The sequence below is a fragment of the Amycolatopsis sp. NPDC050768 genome, from assembly GCF_040654155.1.
GTDB lineage: Bacteria > Actinomycetota > Actinomycetes > Mycobacteriales > Pseudonocardiaceae > Amycolatopsis.
This window is the reverse complement of record NZ_JBFAHL010000007.1, coordinates 493,624-510,254: the sequence shown is the minus strand read 5'-3', so window position 1 is coordinate 510,254 and position 16,631 is coordinate 493,624. Positions and strand designations below refer to the sequence as shown.

Sequence of the window (16,631 nt, the reverse complement as noted above, 5' to 3'; positions counted from 1 at the left end):
TTCGACGCGCGCTCGGTGCTCAGCCTCGCCGAAGACGCCTTCGAGGTCGGCCGCCACCTCGTCGGCGACCACGTGTCCGTGCTGCAGCAGGGCCGTTCCCTTAACCAGGTGCGGCCGGGCCAGGGCGCCGTGGTCCGCGTAGGCGCCGAACTCGTCGCCGCCTACCGCGCCGAAACAGGCGACCTGCACACCGTCGAAGCCCACTGCACGCACCTCGGCTGCCTGGTGACCTTCAACGACGCGGAACACACCTGGGACTGCCCGTGCCACGGCTCCCGCTTCGCGCCCGACGGCGCGGTCGTCCAGGGCCCCGCCGTCCGGCCGTTGCGCCGGCATCCGCGCTGAACCATCAGCACGCCCTTGGCCTGTTCGACGGCCCCTCCGATCGACTGGTACCGACGCATCGGTATCGCGCGCCACGGGCAACCACCCCGAAGCGTGATTTCGGGGGCCCCACCCGGGGTATCTGGCGGGAATGACGCGGCTGCGACGCAGCGTCCTCACCGCCCCGGGCATCCGGCGGGTGCGACGCGGGCACGGGTTCTCCTACCTCGATCCCGCCGGCGACCGGCTCGCCGAAGACGAGGCGCTGGAGCGGATCGAGGACCTGGTCATCCCGCCGGTGTGGCGTGACGCGTGGATCGCGCCGCAGCCGAACGGCCACATCCAGGCCGTCGGCACGGACGCCGCCGGTCGGCGGCAGTACCTGTACCACCCGCAGTGGCGCCGCGACCGCGACGAGGAGAAGCACGACCGGGTGCTGGCCATGGCGAAGCGGCTGCCCGGATGGCGGACCCAGGTCGAGGACGACCTGGCCGAACGCGGACTCACCGAACGCCGCGTGCTCGGCGCCGCGCTGCGGATGCTCGACCGGGGCATCTTCCACACCGGCGGCGAGGAGTACGCCCAGGAGAACGGCAGCCACGGCGTGGCCACCCTGCTGCGTGAGCACGCCTGTGTGCGCGAGGGTGCCTGCGTGTTCGAGTACCCGGCCAAAGGCGGCGCCGCGGTGATCCGCCAGGTCTCCGAAGCGCTCGGCAACACCCCGGCCGTGTGCCGGGTGTCCTATGTGGACCCCCGAGTGGTCGAAGCCTACCGCTGGTCACGGACGATCAGCCGAGCCCTTGAGCCGCGCCGCGAAAGCCGAGAGCGAGAACCCGCGCAGGGCGCTGCCCGCGCGGGCGACGCCGTTCACCGTCAGCGGCGGCGGAACGCCAGGATCGCGATTCCGTCGCGCAGCGCGCCGCCGCCACGGCCGGGCTGCCTGCGGTGCTCCGCCTGCTCGCCGAGCGGACCGTGCCGGCCGGCGGGCATGAAGCCGCCGCGGCGGGGTAACCAGCGGCCATGACGATGCTGTCCTCCCCCGTCCTGCCCGCCGCCCGGGGCCCGCTTTCCGCCACGGTCGCCGCGGCGCTGTCCGCTCCGCCGACTGGGCGGCCGTTGGTGCTCGACGCTCTCGCGGGCGCCCAGCCGTTCGGCAACGACCTGCAACTCGCGCTGCACCTCTGCTACGAACAGCACTACCAGGGAACGCCGGCGTCGACGAGACGTGGGAGTGGGATCCGGACCTGCTCCGGGCCCGCGCGGCACTGGAGCACCAGTTCCTGACCGGCCTCCAGGGCGCGGTACCCGGTGGCCACGACGTCGGCGCCGAGTTCGAGGCCCTGCTCGTCGAGCCGATCGACAGCTCCGGCGTTTCCCACTTCCTTCGCGACGAAGGAAAGTGGTGGCACGTGCGGGAGGTCTTCGCCCACCGCTCGATCTACCACCTCAAGGAAGGCGACCCCCACGCGTGGGTCATTCCGAGACTGTGCGGCCGGGCCAAGGCCGCACTCGTGGCAGTCGAGTTCGACGAGTTCGGCGGCGGCCGGGCGGAATCCGCCCATTCGCGCTTGTTCGCCGACCTCTTGCGCGGCGCCGAGCTGCCGGACGGCTACCTCGCTCTGCTGGAGCACGTGCCCGCACCGATGATCGCGATCGTCAACATGATGTCGCTGTTCGGTCTGCACCGGTCGCTGCGGGGCGCGCTCGTCGGTCATTTCGCCGCCACTGAGGTGACCACGGGACCGTCAGCGCACCGGATGGTGCAAGCGCTGACCCGCCTGGGTGCCGCCGAGGCGTGCAAGCTCTTCTACACCGAGCACATCGAGGCCGACGCCGTCCACGAGCAGGTGATGCGCCACGTCGTCGTCGGCGACCTGCTCACCCGGGATCCCGGGATCCCGGGCTCGCGGCCGACGTCGTGTTCGGCGTCCGGGCGACCAACCTCCTCGAAGCACGCCTCAGTGAGCACCTCCTGGCGTGCTGGCGCGCCGGGCGGTCCTCACTGCGTCAACCGTTGTCCCGAGTCCTCACCCGCTTGCGGTGGCTCGTGTCGCACAGCGGGAACCGCTTGCTGCGCCGGCACGTGCACACCGCGACGACGAAGTGGTCCGAGCGCACGACGTCCCCGTCCGGCGTCCCGGGAGCGTTGAAAAACCGATGGCCGCACCGAACAGCCGATTTCAGTGCCACAGCGGCAACGGGTAGTAACGCTCCTCAGCGGGGTCAGTCCGCCGAGCCCGTCTTACCGCGCCGCGACGATTGCTGCATCTATCGATCACCTGCAGGTGAAACATGCTTTCGACAAAAGATACCCATCAGTAAGAAGGCGAAATCACTGGAACCGCTTTCGTGATTTTTTCTCCCCATACCGCACGACGAAGAAATGTGTTTTCCATTTTCTCGCGTTTTCACGCAGAACCTTGCGGGTAGCCGAATCAAACGAAGTCACATTCCTGTTCGCCTTGGTTTCGGGGGCGGCGCGCGGGTTGTGCGGGACGAACTCGCTATCGCAAGAGTCAGGAGGAGCGGCCATGAAGGCAGGAACACGGATGGCGGTCGGAGTCGCGGCCGGTTATCTACTGGGGCGGACGAAGAAGGGGCGCCTCGCGTTGATGATCGCGGCCGCAGGGGCCACCGGCAAGGCCGGGGTGTCGCCGACGAAGCTCGTCCAAGGTGGTCTCAAGCAGCTGGGCTCGTCCGCGGAAATCGGCCAGCTGACGTCGCTGGCGCGTGACGAGTTGCTCTCCGCGGCGAAGGCCGCGGCGGTGACGGCCGCCAGCGGGAAGATCGAATCACTGAGCGAACGCCTCTCGGACGGCGGCGCGCTCACCCGCGGCAAGAAGTCCAAGGCCGACGACGAGCACGACGCCACGCCGGAAGACGAAGACGAAGCTGAAGTCGAGGACGAGGACGAAGACGAAGACCAGGAAGAGCCGGAGCCCGAGAAGCCCCAGCGCCGCCGTGCGGCGGCCCGCCGCTCGAGCGATGGCGACGAACGGCAGACACAGCGGCGTTCATCGAGCCGGCGGTCCACGCCGTCCGATGACGGCGACAAGAGTTCTGGCAGTACACGCACCGCCACCAAGCGCTCGCCCGTCCGCCGGGCGAGGAGGTGAACGCAGTGGTCACCAAAACGTTGAAGAAAACCACCGACAAGGCCACCAGCACAGCCGGCAAAGCGACCGGCACGGTCGCCGGCGCCGCGTCGAACGCGACCGGTGGCAACACGAGTGAGCTGACCGATGCCCTGCGCGGGCTGGGTCAAGCGGCCATGACCCGGGCGACGGGTTCCATCACGAAGCGGATCTCTTCGACGGCCGGGCGCCTGACCGACTTCGCCGAAGGCGGCGGCGGTGGCCTTCTCGAAGCGGCGACCGGTGGCAAGGGCAGCATCAAGGGCAAGGCGATGATGGGCGCCGCCAAGGGCGGCCTGTCCGGTATCGCGCAGAAGGTGAAGGACGCGTTCAGCGGCGGGGGCGGCCGTGGCAGCGGAAAGGGCAACAAGATCAAGCTCACCAACATCGTCGAGGAGATCGACATCGGTGCGCCGATCGACCTCGTGTACGACCAGTGGACCCGGTTCACCGACTTCCCGGCGTTCATGAAGAAGGTCAACAACGTCGAGCAGGTCAGCGAAGAGAAGACCGAGTGGAAGGCGCAGGTCCTCTGGTCGCACCGCACCTGGGAGGCGACCATCCTGGAGCAGGTGCCGTTCGAGCGGATCGTGTGGCGCTCCAAGGGCGCGAAGGGTCACGTTGACGGAGCGGTGACGTTCCACGAGCTCACGCCGGATCTCACCAAGGTCGTGCTGGTGCTCGCGTACCACCCGCAGGGGCTGTTCGAACGCACCGGCAACATCTGGCGGGCGCAGGGCCGCCGGGCGCGGCTGGAGCTCAAGCATTTCCGCCGCCACGTGATGACGGAAGACCTGCTGCACCCCGACGACATCGAGGGGTGGCACGGCGAGATCCACGACGGGCAGGTCGTCGAGCAGCAGGACGAGGGCGCCGACCGCGACGAGGCCGAGGACACCGGGCCCGAGCAGGACGAGGAGTCCGCCGACACCGGTTCCGAAGAGGACGAGGCCGCCGAGTCCGAGGAGGAGCCCGAAGAGGAAGAAGAGTCCGAAGAGGAGCCGGAGGAAGAGGAGCCGGAAGAGACCGAAGACACCGACGAAACCGAAGAGGCCGAAGAGACCGACGAGGCGGCCGAAGAAGAGCGGCCTCGTCGCGGCCGCGCTCGCGCCGGTGCCGGCGCCGGCAGAAGCCGAGGGAGCAGGCGATGACAACAGCAGTACAGCCCTCCGGTGGGGGCGGCGGCCTTGACCGGCCGTCCTCCAGCAGCCTCGCCGACGTGATCGACACGATCCTGGACAAGGGCCTCGTGATCGACGCGTACGTACGGGTGTCCTTGGTGGGCATCGAGCTGCTGACCATCGACGCCCGGATCGTGGTGGCCAGCGTCGACACCTACCTGCGGTTCGCGGAAGCGGTGAATCGGCTCGACATCTCGGGCACCGAGCAGAAGGGCCTGCCCGACCTCCTGGAGGACGTGACCTCCGGCGGCGCCAAGGCCAAGACGCGCGGTGCGCTCGAGGCAGCAGGCGACAAGCTGCGCGACATCCTCGGCGAAGACGAAGACGAGGAAGAACCCGTGAGCCGCGGCAGGAAGGGACGGTGAGGCGAGTGACCGCCGAAACCGGCACCGAGACGGAGACCGGAACCGAGACGGCGATCTACGTCTACGGCATCCTGCCCGCCGACGTCGAGATCGACGGCGACGCGCGTGGAGTGGGCGATCCGCCTTCCGCCGTGACCACAGTGCACAGTGGACCGATCGCCGCGCTGGTCAGCGAAATCCCCCAGGACACGCCGCTGGGCCGGCCGGAGGACCTTTCGGCGCACGCCGGGCTGCTGGACGCGGCGGCAGCCGAGGTCCCGGTGCTGCCGCTGCGCTTCGGCGCCGTGGTCGCGGACGAGCGAGCGGTGGTCGACGAGCTGCTCGACGCGAACCGCGATGACTTCACAGCAGCGCTGGAGGAGCTGGAGGGCAAAGCGGAGTACCTCGTCCGGGCGCGCTACGACGAGGGGGCCATCCTGCGGGAGATCCTGTCCGAGAACGACGGCATGGCGCAGCTCGCGGACGCGATCCGGGGCAAGCCACAGGATGCCACCCGCAACGAGCGCATGGCCCTGGGCGAGCAGATCACCCAGGCGATCGAGGCGAAGCGTGCGGTCGACACGCAACGGGTCGCCGACGCGCTGGCCGATTCGGTCGTGGAGCTCGCGCCGCGACAGCCGACTCACGATGAGGAGGCGGTGCACCTCGCGGTGCTGGCCGAGACCGACCGGCAGGGCGATCTGGAAGCCGTCATCGGCGAGCTGGCGAAGGACTGGGAAGGCCGCGTCGAGGTCCGCCTGCTCGGTCCGCTCGCTGCGTACGACTTCGTCGTCACGCGGATGCCGGAGTGACGCGGTGGGTCTGTTGTCAGGAATCGTCGGTCTGCCGCTGGCACCGGTCCGCGGGGTCCTCGCCCTGGGCGAGCTGATCCGGCGGCGGGTCGACGAAGAGCTGCACGACCCAGCGTCGGTCCGGCGCGAGCTGGAGGCCGTGGAGCAGGCGCGGGCCGCCGGCGAGATCTCGGCCGAAGAAGAAGCCGAAGCGCAGCAACAGGCATTGAGCCGGCTGACGGGCTCCCGGCCGAGCCGGCCCGTGCACCGAAGCGACGAGAGGAAAAGGTGAGGGCCGATGGCCACCGCAAAAAGTGAAGACCGGTCCCCGCCGACCCGGCGTCGATCGGGGCGCGACGGCATGGTCGCCTCGACAGCGGCCGCTTCGGCGGTGCGTCAGCTGGACGAGCTGATCACGAACGAACCCGTGGGCGTCACGTCGGTCGAGCCGCTCGAAGACGGCTGGGTCGTCGAGGTCGAAGTGATCGAAGAGCACCGCATCCCGTCGTCGGCCGACATCCTGGCGCTGTACGAGATCGAGCTGGACACCGAAGGCGACCTGCTCGCATTCCGCCGCACGCGGCGGTACGCGCGCGGCAAGTCCGGCACCGGCAATGAGGGGAGCTGAGATGGTATCGGGGCAACCGGTCAGCAGGTCCCAGGGCTCGCTCGGTGCTACCGGAAGCCAGCCCGCGAACCTCGGCGACATCCTCGAACGGGTGCTGGACAAGGGACTGGTCATCGCCGGGGACATCCAGGTCAACCTGCTCGACATCGAACTGCTGACGATCAAGCTGCGGCTGGTGATCGCTTCGCTCGAGACCGCCCGGGAGGTGGGCATCAACTGGTGGGAGAGCGATCCGTGGCTGACCGGTGACAACGGAAAGCTGCAAGACGAGAACCGGCAGCTTCGGGCGCGCGTCGCCGAGTTGGAGGCGGCGCCGGAATACATCGAGGCCGGCGGGGAAGACGATGAACGAGAGTGACGAGACGGGCGTGTGGCTGTACGCCGTGACGCCTGAAGTCGGGGCCGCCGCACTCGGCGGCCTGACCGGCGTCTCCGCCGAACGCCCGCGGGTCGTCACGGCGGGCAGGCTGGCCGCGGTGGTGGGCGATGTCCCGTTGGGCTCGTTCGGCGCGGAAGCCTTGCGTCGCAACCTGGAGGACCTCGACTGGCTGGCCGCGGTGGCGCGAGCGCACGACTCCGTGGTCGCGGCGCTCGTCGAGCAGGGGCCGGTGGCGCCCGTCCGCCTCGCGACGGTGTACCACGACGACGACTCCGTCCGGATCGCCGTCGAGGAGCGCTGCACCGATTTCGAGCGGACGCTCGAGCACGTCTCGGGCCGGGTCGAGTGGGGGGTGAAGGCATTCCTGCAGTCCGAACCGGAGCCCGCCGCGGCCGTGCCGGACGGCGAAGGCCCCGGATTTGCCTACCTGGCGCGGCGGCGCAGCGCGCTGGCGTCACAGGAAGAACGTCAGCAGCGGGCCGCGGACCAGGTGAGCCGACTCCACGCCGCGCTCTGCGAACTCGCGGCCGACGCCTGCACCCACCCCCCGCAGAGCCGGGCGCTGACCGACCAGGACGGGCCGATGATGCTCAACGGCGCGTACCTCGTCGACGACGCGGAAGCCGGGCGATTCGCCGAGGCGGTGGACTGGCGTGGCCGGGACAGCACCATGCTCACCGTGGAGCTGACCGGGCCATGGCCGCCGTATTCGTTCTCTACACCGGAGGAACCATGACTGTGCCGGTACGCGCCGGAAACCGCAACGTCGCCCTCATCGACCTGCTCGACCGCGTACTCGCGGGCGGTGTCGTGGTGAGCGGCGAAATCACCCTGTCCATCGCCGACGTCGATCTCGTGCACGTTTCCCTGCGGACCCTGATCACGTCGATCACAGCATTGCAGCAGCCCCATGGGTGACGACGAGCGGAAGAACCGGATCGACGCCGATCCCGAGACGGCGGAACGCAGCCTCGTCAGCCTGGTGCTGACGGTGGTGGAACTATTGCGCCAGCTCATGGAACGCCAGGCGCTGCGCCGCGTCGACCACGGCGATCTGGACGACGACAAGGTCGAGGAGATCGGCCAGACGCTGATGTACCTCGATCTGCGCATGGAAGAATTGTGCGATCACTTCGGGCTGGAGCGGCGGGAACTGAACATCGATCTCGGACCGCTGGGATCGCTGCTTTCCGAAGAATAGGGTTTCCCTCCTTTCGAGATCGAATGACCGGGTAACGACGCATTCCGTCTGGTGCTAACAGCGTGTTTGACCGGCCGCCGACCGGGTACGCAGCGGAAATACAACCTGCCCGGGTTGTCGCCGCTCGAAACGCCAGAGCCGAAACGGCAACAGCAGACTCGGGACCTACCCATCAACGTAACCGAATTTTGTCCACGAGAGGACGAGATCGATGAATACCGGCTTCAACATCCTGCAAAGTCTGCAGAGCGCATTCACGACGTTCGTGAACTACCTGCCCCAGCTGATCGGCGCGCTTCTCGTGCTACTGATCGGCTTCATCATCGCCAAACTGCTGGACAAGGCCATCACCAAGGGCCTGCAGAAGGCGAAGGTCGACGACCGGCTGAAGTCCGGTGGCGGCGCGAACTACGTGGAGAAACTCTCCCCGCGGGGCAGCCCGTCCAAGCTCGTCGGTCTGGTCGTGTTCTGGGTGATCATGCTGTTCGTGATCTCCTCGGCCATCGGGACGCTGGGGATTCCGGCGTTGACCGCGTTCATGAACCAGGTGCTGAGCTACCTGCCCAACGTCATCGCCGCGCTGCTGATCTTCATCGTCGCGGCCGCGGTCGCCGGCGCGGTCGGCGGGCTGCTGCACCGCACCATGGGCGACACCCCGACCGGGAAGATCGCCCGCACCCTCGCCCCGGCGATGATCATGGGGATCGCCGTTTTCATGATCCTGACTCAGCTGGGGATCTCCCCGGTGATCGTCACGATCACCTACGCCGCGCTGGTCGGCGCGGCGGCACTGGCCGCGGCACTGGCATTCGGCATCGGCGGCCGGGACGCCGCCGCGCACCTGGTCAATTCCGGGTACGAGAAGGCCAGGGATGAGAACGACCAGATCAAGTCCGAACCGGCGATCGGCAAACAGCGCGCCGCCCAGGACGCCGCCGACACCAAGCACAAAGCCGAGCAGCAGGCGGGTGCACCGCCTGTCCAGGCCCAGCCCAGGGCCACCACCGAGGGCGCTCACCGATCCTGACCCGAGCGACGAGGAATCGGCGCGGGCGCCGGAGAAGAGGAGCTGGTCTGATGAAGCCCGAACAGCGAGCCAAGTGGGCGAACGTCTGGGCTGACGACGGCGGCTTGCACCTGGTGCCCATCGAAGACGTGGTGTGGCACGACTTCTGCGACGACTGTCTCTGCGGGCCGAAGAGCGAACTGCACCACGCCAAGGCAGACGGTTCGGATATCTGGTACGTCATCCACCAAGCGATGGACGAGAGGCCATGATGGACGGCTGCGAAGACGACGCCACCGCCTCCGCCGCACCGCGCGGCCCGTTTCCCGGGCCAGCGGCGGGAGCGCGAACAAGTCGATTCCGCGGTGAGGGTTGGAGCCCGACCGTGGGGGTAGGCCCCTGTCATGACCGATAACTCACCATCAGCGATCAGGTACACCAGGACCCGGACTGCGACGGAGTCCCCGCCGCACCGGCTGATGTCCGCCCTCGAAGACGTCCAAGCGCTGGACGCACCCGCGGCCGCGGTGGCGAGGCCGGTGGACGAGTTCTTCAGCGGCCAGGCCGGCGAAGAGCTACGAGGCCGCCGGCTCGGCCATCCACTGCACCCAGTCGCGGTTACTCTCCCGATCGGCGCGTGGGCGTGCTCGTCGCTGCTCGACTTGGTGCCGGGCAACGACGAAGCTGCCCGTCGCCTCGTGGGCATCGGCTTGCTGGCGGCTCCGGCGGCCGCGGTTCTCGGTGCGGCCGATTACCACGTACTCGACGAGCGACAGCGCCGGGTCGGGTTCTGCCATCTCGTGCTCAACCTCGTCGCAACCGTGGTCTTCGCCGCCTCCTACCGCCGGCGTCGCCGCGGTGCGGCTGGGGGCAAGTTGCTCGGTGTACTCGGCCTGCTCGTCCTCGGTGTCGGTGGCGCGCTCGGCGGCCACCTCTCCTACGCCCAGGGCGCGGGGGTCTTCCGCTGGCAGCGCGCACAGAGTCAGACGGGCACGGCTCCGGTCACGGTGAATTCGAGGCGTCTGGCCACCGACACGGCCTGGTCGCCGAAGCGCTCGTAGAACCGAGCCAGCAGGGCAGCGTTGGCCGCCGCGGCGGCGCCGCCTGCCCAGTCCTGGCTCGTGATCAGGCCGAGCACTTGAGCATGCAGGTCGTCCACCGCCTGGTCGGCGTTGTCCAGCTCGGTGAACATGCCCGCGAACGGCGCCGCCATCATGTCCGCGAGCCGGTCGGCCATGCCCGCGGTGAGGTCGCCGAGGCGACGAAACTTCTCTTCCAGCTCGGCGGAGTCGAGGTGGTCCGGGTGCTGAAAGCGCGCGGTGCCGGCGATGTGCGCGGCGAGGTCACCCATGCGCTCGAGTTTGTCGGCGCAGTACACCGCGGCGAGCACGAGTCGCAGCTCGTGGGCGACCGGGGCCTGCAACGCCAACAGCGCCTCAGCGTGCTCTTCGCACTCGGCGCGCTGCAGATCCAGCTCGACGTCGCTGCCGAGCACCTGCTCGGCCAGCTCCAAGTTCGCGGTGAGCAACGCCGCCGTGGCCTGTCGCATCGCCTCCGAGCAGGCGACGCACATCGCCGTCATCTCGGCGCCGAGCCGAGCCAGCTCGTGATGAAATGCTTGTCGCATGGCCATCGAACCCAACCTCTCGCGCGCCTCCCGCCACCGCGTCAGCAAGCCCAGCCGGGCCCTGATCGACTCGTGACGCTGCGCCGCCGCCGGACCTCTGCAGTCGACGCCGGAGCAAACGAGTACCCGGAATGCAGCCGGATAAACGGTCGTGTGCCCCAGGCAGCGGCGCTACGGACCGCCGTGGCCCTTGTCGACCTCGGCGAACCGGCGCGGTGCGGCGCTCGCCCGGCTCGACGCCGCGACCACCGCACTGAGGTCCCTGCCGGAGATCAGGGCGACGTCGGCGTCCGCCGGATCGACCAGCTCCGGCGCGGCGAACACGACCGGGTTGCCCTGCGGCGGCCGCGGCACGATCGCCGGCCCCTTGACCGAGTACGTCTCGCCCTCGAAGTCGATGTAGTGCAAGCGATCGCGGTCCAGGTAGCGGCTCGTGGCCACGTCGCGGACCACCGCGTCGTCCTCCCACGAGTCCCACAGCGCGCGCACCACCCGCAGGCCGTCGGCGGCCTCGCGCAGCGCGGTATCCCCCGTCACCGCGGGGCGGCTCCAGGCGAGCGCGGCCGCCGGGTTCTCGGTGCTGCCCACGACCCAGCCCGCCCGGCCGTGGCCGATGTGGTCCAGCGCGGCGAGGGCGGACGACACGTGGAACGGTTCGGTGTAGGTCGTCGACACGACCGGCACGAGCCCCAGCTCACTCGTCACCTCGGCCAGGAACGCGGCGCGCTCCAGCGACCCGATACGGCCCGCCGGCGCCGGCGCGGGGCCGGGCAAAAGTGAAGGCGGCACAAAAGCCCGGGGGGTCCAGGATCCGGGAAGGAACCCCGCGTGACCGTGAGGGAACCGGGCACGGAATCCCGACGTCTCAGAACGGACGAGTGTTACATTACCGACACGGGATGTCACTCGGCTCGTCGGTGACTTCCGCTTGGCGAGCGGGACTGTGCGGAAGGAAGCTCTGTGGGGTTCGAGGTCGATGTCGAGAACATCAGCAACGCCGCGGCCAAGCTCGGCCAAGGGACGCCGCCGTCGCTGTCCGCGCCGGGGGCGCCGAACGTGGGTGGAACGGATCGGGCCGGTGGCTTCGCGGGCGACTACGAGGTCTGGCTGCTGACCCGGCAGGAAGATCTGGACGCGGCACAGCAGCAGGTCGACAGTCTGGTCGAAACGATCGGCAACGCCGCGAAGAGTTACGACAGCAGCGACGACGAAGCACGCGGCGTGTTCCTGAAAGCGCTGGACAGCGGTTTCGCACGGATCGACCGGTGACGGCGGTGTTCGACAAGATCCGTGAGCTCGCCGGCAAAGTGGAGAAAGGCAGCACGACCGAACTGGATGATCGGGCCCGGGCGTGCAGAGCCACCAAGGAATCGGTCGAGGACGCCAAATCGCTGGTGGAAAGCGTCCGTACGCAGTTGAGCGAGAGCTGGCACGGCGGGGCCGGGGAGTCGGCCCTTTCCTCGCTGGATGCCTTCAAGAAGAACCGCGAGGACCAGGCCGAGGACCTCGAAGAGTCGGCGAAATCGTTCGAAGTCGTGCGCGACGCGCTGGCGAAGGCGCAGTCCGACGCCAGGAGCAAACGCGAGGACGCCGAGAAATTGCAGGCGAAACTCGACAACGTGTGGAAGGACCTCTCGCACGGCAAGGGCAACATCGTGTTCGCCTGGGCCCAGGACAAGATCATCAAGGCCGAGGCCCTCGTGTTGCTCGCCGACCTGCAGCGGGTGGTCACGACCTACGACGCGGTCCTGCTCGCCGAGGGTTTGAAGCTGCGCAACAAAACGGGCCAGATCTGGGAGCTCGCCGGCTCCGAGAAGCGGAACCCGGCCGAGATCGCCGCGCTCATCCTGCGCGAGATCCCTGGCCTCGCCGCGCTCGTCGCGAAAAACCCGAAGCTCGATCTCGCCCTGCTCAAAGGTGATTGGGACACGATCATGCGCGACCCCGAGGTCGCGCAGAAGATCTATGACTACTTCGGCTTCAAGTACGTCGAGGGCGGCGATTTCTACACCACCGGCGAGCACTCGGTGCAGAGCTACCTCGGCTGGCACGACATCTACGACAAGATGGAGAAGCTCATCGGCGCGGACCTCGACCGCACCAGCGCCCAAGGCGACAACATGGAGTTCACCGACCCCAAAACCGGGAAGCAGTACCGGCTGGAACTGTGGAAGGGCAGCTACGGGTTCGGCGGCGCGTTCGGCGGCGAAGTCGGGTTCTACGCCCGCGACGCCCAGTCCCAGGACCCGTCCGGCTACTACTCGGCCGCGCAGGGAGACGACCAGATCAAGGTGACCCAGCAGATCTACGACAAGGAAAGCGGCAAGGTCTACTTCACCAACGACGGCCAGGGCGCCGACGGCAGCGACAAACGGCACTTCTGGAACCTGGCGATCCGCTCCGAGCCGGGCGTGCACCCCGACCAGCTGGGCCAGCGAGCCACGATCGAGGTTCGCGACACGGACATGCGCGACCGGATCTACAACGAGATGACGCGGTACGCCGCCGCGCACCCCGAAGAGAACCTCACCGTCACGAAGGTGTCCGACCACCCGCCCGTGCTCAGCTACGACTGGAAAAAGTGACCGGCGGGGTCACAACGAGGTCAGCGGCCTGAACTCCCAAGGCTCGTCGTCGTCCTCGCGGCCCCCGCGGCTCCCACGACCTTCGCGGCTCGGCCGTGCCGGAACCTCGCGGTCGGCGAGACCGGCGAACACCTCTGCGACGTCGATCATCCCGGCGACCTCGTCGGCGACGCCCTGTCCGTGCCGTTCGTCGATCTCTTCCAGCCCTTCGCGCAGCACGGCGACCGCGGCGTTCCTGGCTCGGGCGCGCAACGTGCGGGCCAGCTCTTCCGACGTCTCGCCGGCACGTCTCGACTCAGTCATGGGCACACACTATCCGGCCAGGGCGGGCGAAAAGGCGCATTTCGCGCGGCGGCCCATGCGACCCCGCGGCCGAACGATCAGAACACCAGAACCGGCTTGACGGTCTTCCCGGACGCGGCGTCGGCGGCAGCCTGGTTGATCTCCTCGAAGCGGTAGCGGCGCTGGATGCGTTCCAGCGGCAGCGCGCCGCGACGGTAGGCGTCCACGAGGATCGGGACGAACGTTTCCGGCTCGCTGTCGCCGAGGGTCACGCCGCGGATCGTGCGCCTCGGCGACAGCCTCGGGACGTCGAAGCTGCCGCGGCTGCCGGTGCGAGGCGCGCCCTGGAGAGCTGAGCGCCCGCGACGAGGAGTCGCGCACCGGCTCGCGCACAGCCGGAGCACCGCGGCTGTCAGGCGAGCCCGGCCGCTCCGTCGATCAGTGTCCTGGCGAGGGCTTCGGCGTCTTCGAACGGGCGGGGGTCGTTGAGCGAGGTCGCCAGGGCGCGAGCGCCCTCGAACAGCACGGCGAGGCGCCGCCCCAGGGTTTCCGGGTCGGGGGCGCCCGCCTCGGCGGCCGTGGCGATCAGGCGCGCGGCCAGTTCCCGCTTGTGGCGCTCGACCACCGCTGCGGCTTCCGGCATCGTGCCGGCCGCTTCGACGGCGGTGTTGTGCAAGGGGCAGCCGCGGACGACCGTGGCCGAAGCCGGGCCGGCCGGGCGTTCGGCGAACAGCGCCAGGAGACGCTCGCGGGCGCTGAGGTCGGTGCGCCCCAGGGCGGTCTCGGCGAGGAAGTCGTCGTCGGACTCGATCGACTGCACGTAGGCGCTGACCAGGGCCTCTTTGCTCGGGAAGTGCTGGTAGAGCGTCCGGGTCGACACGTGCGCCACGTCGGTCAGCTTCGCGATGCCCGTGGCGTGGATGCCGTCGCTCGTGAACAGCTCGGTCGCCGCGCGCAGGATGCGCTCGCGCGCCCCGCGGCCGCCCTTGGGGGCGTTGACCGTCGCCTCGATTGATGCCATGCCGCAAGTATAGCGATCGTTGTACTTCTTCGGCGAAGCCTGCTACGGTCAAGTACAACGATCGCTTTACTTCACTCTCCCGAAGAGGAGCCCGCAACCCATGTCCACACAGAAAATCGCCTCGGTTTCCCACGAGGTCGTCCGGTGGTCGATCGACACAGGAACATCCTTTGAGGACTTCAGGGATCGCTACGAAGCAGCCGTACCGGTGCTGGACCTCGATCGGATGGCGCGACACCGCGCCGAGCACGCGAGCTGGGACACCGTGCTCGCGGCGGCGACAGAGAACGCGCCGCATGGCTTCATGCGGTTCTGGAGCACCGACGTCGGAGGGCTCATGCAGCTCGCGGGCAATGCGGGATCCTGCGCTGCCTACCTGATGGGAAACCACACCATCGCGGAACGCATGTACCGGCACGACCCCGCGGTGATGCTCCACGCCCCGCTGCGAACGACGATCCATCAGGATCGGCAAGGGGTCACGCGGTTCTCCCTCGACCAGCCCAGCACCCTGTTCGCGAGCTTCGGGGTCCCGGAGATCGCGGCCGTCGGACGGGAACTGGACCGCAAGGTCGTCGATCTCCTCCGAGTGTTGGACGTTCCCGTTCTCCCGCAGATGTGACAAATGTCCACTCAGGACCATTTTGGTAGAGAGGTATTCATGCAGGACAAGGATATTTCCGTCGACAGCGTGCCGACGGCCGAGGAGACCGAGCTGGCCGGACTCGGAGTGGCGGCAGCGGCCGCCGCTATCCGGCAGGGCGACATCACGTCCGAGTCGTACTCGGCCGCGCTTCTGCGGCACGCTCGGAAGTACTCGGACCTCAATTCGTTCATCACCGTGGATGAATCCGCCTTGCTGACCGCGGCCGCGGAGGCGGACAAGGCCCGCGCCGCGGGTTCCAGCGCGCCGCTGCTCGGCGTCCCGCTCGGAGTGAAAGACAGCTACCTGACGCGTGGTCTCCCCACGACACTCGGGCTGGAAAGCCTGGGAAGTTTCACACCGGCCGAAGACGCCGATGTCGTGGGCGCGATCAAGGATGCCGGTGGCATCGTGTTCGGCAAGAACAACCTCGTCGAGATGTCCTTCGGGCTGACCGGGCACAACAGGCGCTACGGCCAGGTGAAGAACCCCTACGGCCACTACCGTGTTTCCGGCGGATCTTCGAGCGGCTCGGCAGCAGCCGTCGCGGCCCGGATCGTGCCCGCCGCGTTCGGGGGCGACACGGTCGGTTCGATCAGGGTGCCGGCGTCGCTGTGCGGTGTGGTGGGCTTCAAGCCGACCACGGGCCGATGGCCGCGCGGCGGGGTCGCCCCGATTTCGCACACGCTCGACACGCCGGGCGTCTTCGCCCGCACCGTCGAGGACTGCGCGCTGATCGACCGAATCGTCACCGGGGAGGCAGGCGCTCCCTCGTCCGATCGCGCCGATCTGAAAGGGGTGAGATTCGCTTACGCACCCAGCCACTACCTGCGGTTGATCGATCCGGAGACCGAAGCACAGTTCACGAGCGCACTGCACCGCCTGCGCGACGCCGGTGCCGAAGTCCGTGAAATCGACCTCGGCGACGACTTCTCCGCCCTGGCAGACCGGCTGACGTGGAACCTCTTCTTCCGCGAGGCGCACCAAGCCGTCTCCGAATTCCTACTGCGCAACAACTTCCCGGTCTCCTTCGAGGACGTCTTCACCGAGCTCAAGCCCGGCCTCAAAGAAGTGTGGAGTCACCTGGTCTTGCCGAGCGGCCAAGGATTCCTCCCTGAGGACGCCTACGAAACCACGCTTTCCGTCGACCGCCCGGAACTCCGGCGCCGGTTCGGCGAGGTGTTCACCCGGAGCGGGTTCGACGCCCTGATCTTTCCCACGACGCCCTGCCCCGCACCGCTGATCGACGATCGGCCGCGGTTCACGATCGCCGGTGAGGAGGTGGACGAGCTGGTTCTCGCGAGGAACACCGTCCCCACGAGCGGGGCGGGCTTGCCGGGCATCAGCATCCCCCTCGGGCTGACCGGAAACGGCCTGCCGCTGGGCATCGAGATCGACGGCGCCCACGGTCGTGACCGCGAGCTGCTAGACCTGGCCCGTCGGGCACAGGCCGTTTTCGGCACTGTGCCTGCACCCGCCTGAAGA

Annotated in this window: 24 protein-coding genes and 2 pseudogenes; 20 read left to right on the top strand and 6 right to left on the bottom strand. The window is 68.5% G+C overall.

Annotated elements, in window-relative coordinates:
- The 3 genes and pseudogenes from AB0H62_RS23660 to AB0H62_RS23650 all read left to right on the top strand — a co-directional run.
- The coding region (locus AB0H62_RS23660; protein ID WP_360588167.1) for a Rieske 2Fe-2S domain-containing protein at positions 1–345 on the top strand (345 nt) is incomplete at its 5' end.
- 130 nt (positions 346–475) lie between these two features.
- Positions 476–1,129, top strand: a pseudogene (locus AB0H62_RS23655) (DNA topoisomerase IB); the annotation flags it as partial.
- A 215-nt stretch (positions 1,130–1,344) separates the two neighbouring features.
- A pseudogene (locus AB0H62_RS23650) lies at positions 1,345–2,341 on the top strand (iron-containing redox enzyme family protein); the annotation flags it as partial.
- Here the strand turns inward: AB0H62_RS23650 and AB0H62_RS23645 are convergent.
- Positions 2,332–2,514: a CDGSH iron-sulfur domain-containing protein gene (locus tag AB0H62_RS23645; RefSeq protein ID WP_360588180.1), complete on the bottom strand. Its 183-nt coding sequence runs from the start codon at positions 2,512–2,514 to the stop codon at positions 2,332–2,334. The pseudogene AB0H62_RS23650 and the gene AB0H62_RS23645 overlap by 10 nt on opposite strands.
- Before the next feature lie 341 nt (positions 2,515–2,855).
- Here AB0H62_RS23645 and AB0H62_RS23640 point away from each other — a divergent pair, with 341 nt between their 5' ends.
- The 13 genes from AB0H62_RS23640 to AB0H62_RS23580 all read left to right on the top strand — a co-directional run bounded on the left by AB0H62_RS23640 (position 2,856) and on the right by AB0H62_RS23580 (position 10,049).
- Entirely contained in the window at positions 2,856–3,440 is a 585-nt protein-coding gene (locus AB0H62_RS23640) for a hypothetical protein (protein WP_360588165.1), read from the top strand.
- A 5-nt stretch (positions 3,441–3,445) separates the two neighbouring features.
- Complete coding sequence (locus AB0H62_RS23635; protein WP_360588163.1) at positions 3,446–4,609, top strand: SRPBCC family protein; 1,164 nt, start codon at positions 3,446–3,448, stop codon at positions 4,607–4,609.
- Positions 4,606–5,004: a gas vesicle protein GvpJ gene (gene gvpJ / locus AB0H62_RS23630; RefSeq protein WP_220239678.1), complete on the top strand. Its 399-nt coding sequence runs from the start codon at positions 4,606–4,608 to the stop codon at positions 5,002–5,004. Before AB0H62_RS23635 ends, gvpJ begins: the two co-directional genes overlap by 4 nt.
- Positions 5,005–5,009: 5 nt before the next feature.
- The gene (locus AB0H62_RS23625) at positions 5,010–5,795 is read left to right on the top strand and encodes a GvpL/GvpF family gas vesicle protein (protein ID WP_360588160.1); all 786 of its coding nucleotides are present in this window, start codon (positions 5,010–5,012) and stop codon (positions 5,793–5,795) included.
- 4 nt (positions 5,796–5,799) lie between these two features.
- A complete protein-coding gene (locus tag AB0H62_RS23620) occupies positions 5,800–6,066 on the top strand; it encodes a gas vesicle protein GvpG (RefSeq protein ID WP_360588158.1) in 267 nt (88 codons plus the stop codon).
- A gap of 6 nt (positions 6,067–6,072) precedes the next feature.
- Positions 6,073–6,402 (top strand): gas vesicle protein GvpO, encoded by a 330-nt coding sequence (gene gvpO / locus AB0H62_RS23615; protein ID WP_220239675.1) that lies wholly within the window; start codon positions 6,073–6,075, stop codon positions 6,400–6,402.
- A gap of 1 nt (position 6,403) precedes the next feature.
- Positions 6,404–6,760, top strand: coding sequence for a gas vesicle protein (locus AB0H62_RS23610; RefSeq protein ID WP_220247619.1), 357 nt, complete (start codon positions 6,404–6,406; stop codon positions 6,758–6,760).
- Entirely contained in the window at positions 6,747–7,517 is a 771-nt protein-coding gene (locus AB0H62_RS23605; protein WP_220239674.1) for a GvpL/GvpF family gas vesicle protein, read from the top strand. Before AB0H62_RS23610 ends, AB0H62_RS23605 begins: the two co-directional genes overlap by 14 nt.
- A complete protein-coding gene (locus AB0H62_RS23600) occupies positions 7,514–7,699 on the top strand; it encodes a gas vesicle protein (RefSeq protein ID WP_360588155.1) in 186 nt (61 codons plus the stop codon). The genes AB0H62_RS23605 and AB0H62_RS23600 overlap by 4 nt, the downstream gene beginning before the upstream one ends.
- Positions 7,692–7,982, top strand: a complete 291-nt coding sequence (locus AB0H62_RS23595; protein WP_360588153.1) for a gas vesicle protein K — start codon at positions 7,692–7,694, stop codon at positions 7,980–7,982. The genes AB0H62_RS23600 and AB0H62_RS23595 overlap by 8 nt, the downstream gene beginning before the upstream one ends.
- 211 nt (positions 7,983–8,193) lie before the next feature.
- A complete protein-coding gene (locus AB0H62_RS23590; RefSeq protein WP_220239671.1) occupies positions 8,194–9,009 on the top strand; it encodes a hypothetical protein in 816 nt (271 codons plus the stop codon).
- Positions 9,010–9,059: 50 nt separating this feature from the next.
- Positions 9,060–9,260, top strand: a complete 201-nt coding sequence (locus AB0H62_RS23585) for a hypothetical protein (RefSeq protein ID WP_220239670.1) — start codon at positions 9,060–9,062, stop codon at positions 9,258–9,260.
- Between the two features lie 207 nt (positions 9,261–9,467).
- The gene (locus AB0H62_RS23580) at positions 9,468–10,049 is read left to right on the top strand and encodes a DUF2231 domain-containing protein (RefSeq protein WP_255637869.1); all 582 of its coding nucleotides are present in this window, start codon (positions 9,468–9,470) and stop codon (positions 10,047–10,049) included.
- Here AB0H62_RS23580 and AB0H62_RS23575 read toward each other — a convergent pair.
- Together AB0H62_RS23575 and AB0H62_RS23570 are read right to left on the bottom strand one after the other, a co-directional pair.
- Positions 9,971–10,621 carry a PhoU domain-containing protein gene (locus tag AB0H62_RS23575; RefSeq protein ID WP_255637867.1) on the bottom strand — a complete coding sequence of 217 codons (651 nt, stop codon included), beginning with the start codon at positions 10,619–10,621 and terminating at the stop codon, positions 9,971–9,973. The genes AB0H62_RS23580 and AB0H62_RS23575 overlap by 79 nt on opposite strands.
- A 165-nt stretch (positions 10,622–10,786) precedes the next feature.
- Positions 10,787–11,389, bottom strand: coding sequence for an LLM class flavin-dependent oxidoreductase (locus AB0H62_RS23570; RefSeq protein WP_220239669.1), 603 nt, complete (start codon positions 11,387–11,389; stop codon positions 10,787–10,789).
- A gap of 186 nt (positions 11,390–11,575) precedes the next feature.
- Here AB0H62_RS23570 and AB0H62_RS23565 point away from each other — a divergent pair, with 186 nt between their 5' ends.
- Both AB0H62_RS23565 and AB0H62_RS23560 read left to right on the top strand, forming a co-directional pair.
- Positions 11,576–11,884 carry a hypothetical protein gene (locus AB0H62_RS23565; protein ID WP_220239668.1) on the top strand — a complete coding sequence of 103 codons (309 nt, stop codon included), beginning with the start codon at positions 11,576–11,578 and terminating at the stop codon, positions 11,882–11,884.
- Positions 11,881–13,200: a DUF4474 domain-containing protein gene (locus AB0H62_RS23560; protein WP_360588149.1), complete on the top strand. Its 1,320-nt coding sequence runs from the start codon at positions 11,881–11,883 to the stop codon at positions 13,198–13,200. The genes AB0H62_RS23565 and AB0H62_RS23560 overlap by 4 nt, the downstream gene beginning before the upstream one ends.
- A gap of 9 nt (positions 13,201–13,209) precedes the next feature.
- On the opposite strand, the gene AB0H62_RS23555 is transcribed toward AB0H62_RS23560, so the two are convergent.
- The 3 genes from AB0H62_RS23555 to AB0H62_RS23545 form a co-directional block, all read right to left on the bottom strand.
- Positions 13,210–13,503 (bottom strand): hypothetical protein, encoded by a 294-nt coding sequence (locus AB0H62_RS23555; protein WP_220239666.1) that lies wholly within the window; start codon positions 13,501–13,503, stop codon positions 13,210–13,212.
- Positions 13,504–13,580: 77 nt separating this feature from the next.
- Positions 13,581–13,754 (bottom strand): hypothetical protein, encoded by a 174-nt coding sequence (locus tag AB0H62_RS23550; RefSeq protein WP_220239665.1) that lies wholly within the window; start codon positions 13,752–13,754, stop codon positions 13,581–13,583.
- Positions 13,755–13,894: 140 nt separating this feature from the next.
- The gene (locus AB0H62_RS23545; protein WP_220239664.1) at positions 13,895–14,503 is read right to left on the bottom strand and encodes a TetR/AcrR family transcriptional regulator; all 609 of its coding nucleotides are present in this window, start codon (positions 14,501–14,503) and stop codon (positions 13,895–13,897) included.
- A 19-nt stretch (positions 14,504–14,522) separates the two neighbouring features.
- On the opposite strand from AB0H62_RS23545, the gene AB0H62_RS23540 reads away from it, so the two are divergent.
- Positions 14,523–15,125, top strand: coding sequence for a DUF302 domain-containing protein (locus AB0H62_RS23540; protein WP_360588146.1), 603 nt, complete (start codon positions 14,523–14,525; stop codon positions 15,123–15,125).
- A gap of 39 nt (positions 15,126–15,164) precedes the next feature.
- Positions 15,165–16,628 carry an amidase family protein gene (locus AB0H62_RS23535; RefSeq protein WP_360588144.1) on the top strand — a complete coding sequence of 488 codons (1,464 nt, stop codon included), beginning with the start codon at positions 15,165–15,167 and terminating at the stop codon, positions 16,626–16,628.
- The last annotated feature ends 3 nt before the right edge of the window (positions 16,629–16,631 follow it).

Coding starts and splice junctions, on each gene's coding strand:
- AB0H62_RS23640 (WP_360588165.1), top strand. CDS start 2,856: ATGAAGGCAGGAACACGGATGGCGGTCGGAGTCGCGGCCGGTTATCTA.
- gvpJ (WP_220239678.1), top strand. CDS start 4,606: ATGACAACAGCAGTACAGCCCTCCGGTGGGGGCGGCGGCCTTGACCGG.
- gvpO (WP_220239675.1), top strand. CDS start 6,073: ATGGCCACCGCAAAAAGTGAAGACCGGTCCCCGCCGACCCGGCGTCGA.
- AB0H62_RS23610 (WP_220247619.1), top strand. CDS start 6,404: ATGGTATCGGGGCAACCGGTCAGCAGGTCCCAGGGCTCGCTCGGTGCT.
- AB0H62_RS23605 (WP_220239674.1), top strand. CDS start 6,747: ATGAACGAGAGTGACGAGACGGGCGTGTGGCTGTACGCCGTGACGCCT.
- AB0H62_RS23600 (WP_360588155.1), top strand. CDS start 7,514: ATGACTGTGCCGGTACGCGCCGGAAACCGCAACGTCGCCCTCATCGAC.
- AB0H62_RS23595 (WP_360588153.1), top strand. CDS start 7,692: ATGGGTGACGACGAGCGGAAGAACCGGATCGACGCCGATCCCGAGACG.
- AB0H62_RS23590 (WP_220239671.1), top strand. CDS start 8,194: ATGAATACCGGCTTCAACATCCTGCAAAGTCTGCAGAGCGCATTCACG.
- AB0H62_RS23585 (WP_220239670.1), top strand. CDS start 9,060: ATGAAGCCCGAACAGCGAGCCAAGTGGGCGAACGTCTGGGCTGACGAC.
- AB0H62_RS23580 (WP_255637869.1), top strand. CDS start 9,468: ATGTCCGCCCTCGAAGACGTCCAAGCGCTGGACGCACCCGCGGCCGCG.
- AB0H62_RS23575 (WP_255637867.1), bottom strand. CDS start 10,621: ATGGCCATGCGACAAGCATTTCATCACGAGCTGGCTCGGCTCGGCGCC.
- AB0H62_RS23555 (WP_220239666.1), bottom strand. CDS start 13,503: ATGACTGAGTCGAGACGTGCCGGCGAGACGTCGGAAGAGCTGGCCCGC.
- AB0H62_RS23545 (WP_220239664.1), bottom strand. CDS start 14,503: ATGGCATCAATCGAGGCGACGGTCAACGCCCCCAAGGGCGGCCGCGGG.
- AB0H62_RS23535 (WP_360588144.1), top strand. CDS start 15,165: ATGCAGGACAAGGATATTTCCGTCGACAGCGTGCCGACGGCCGAGGAG.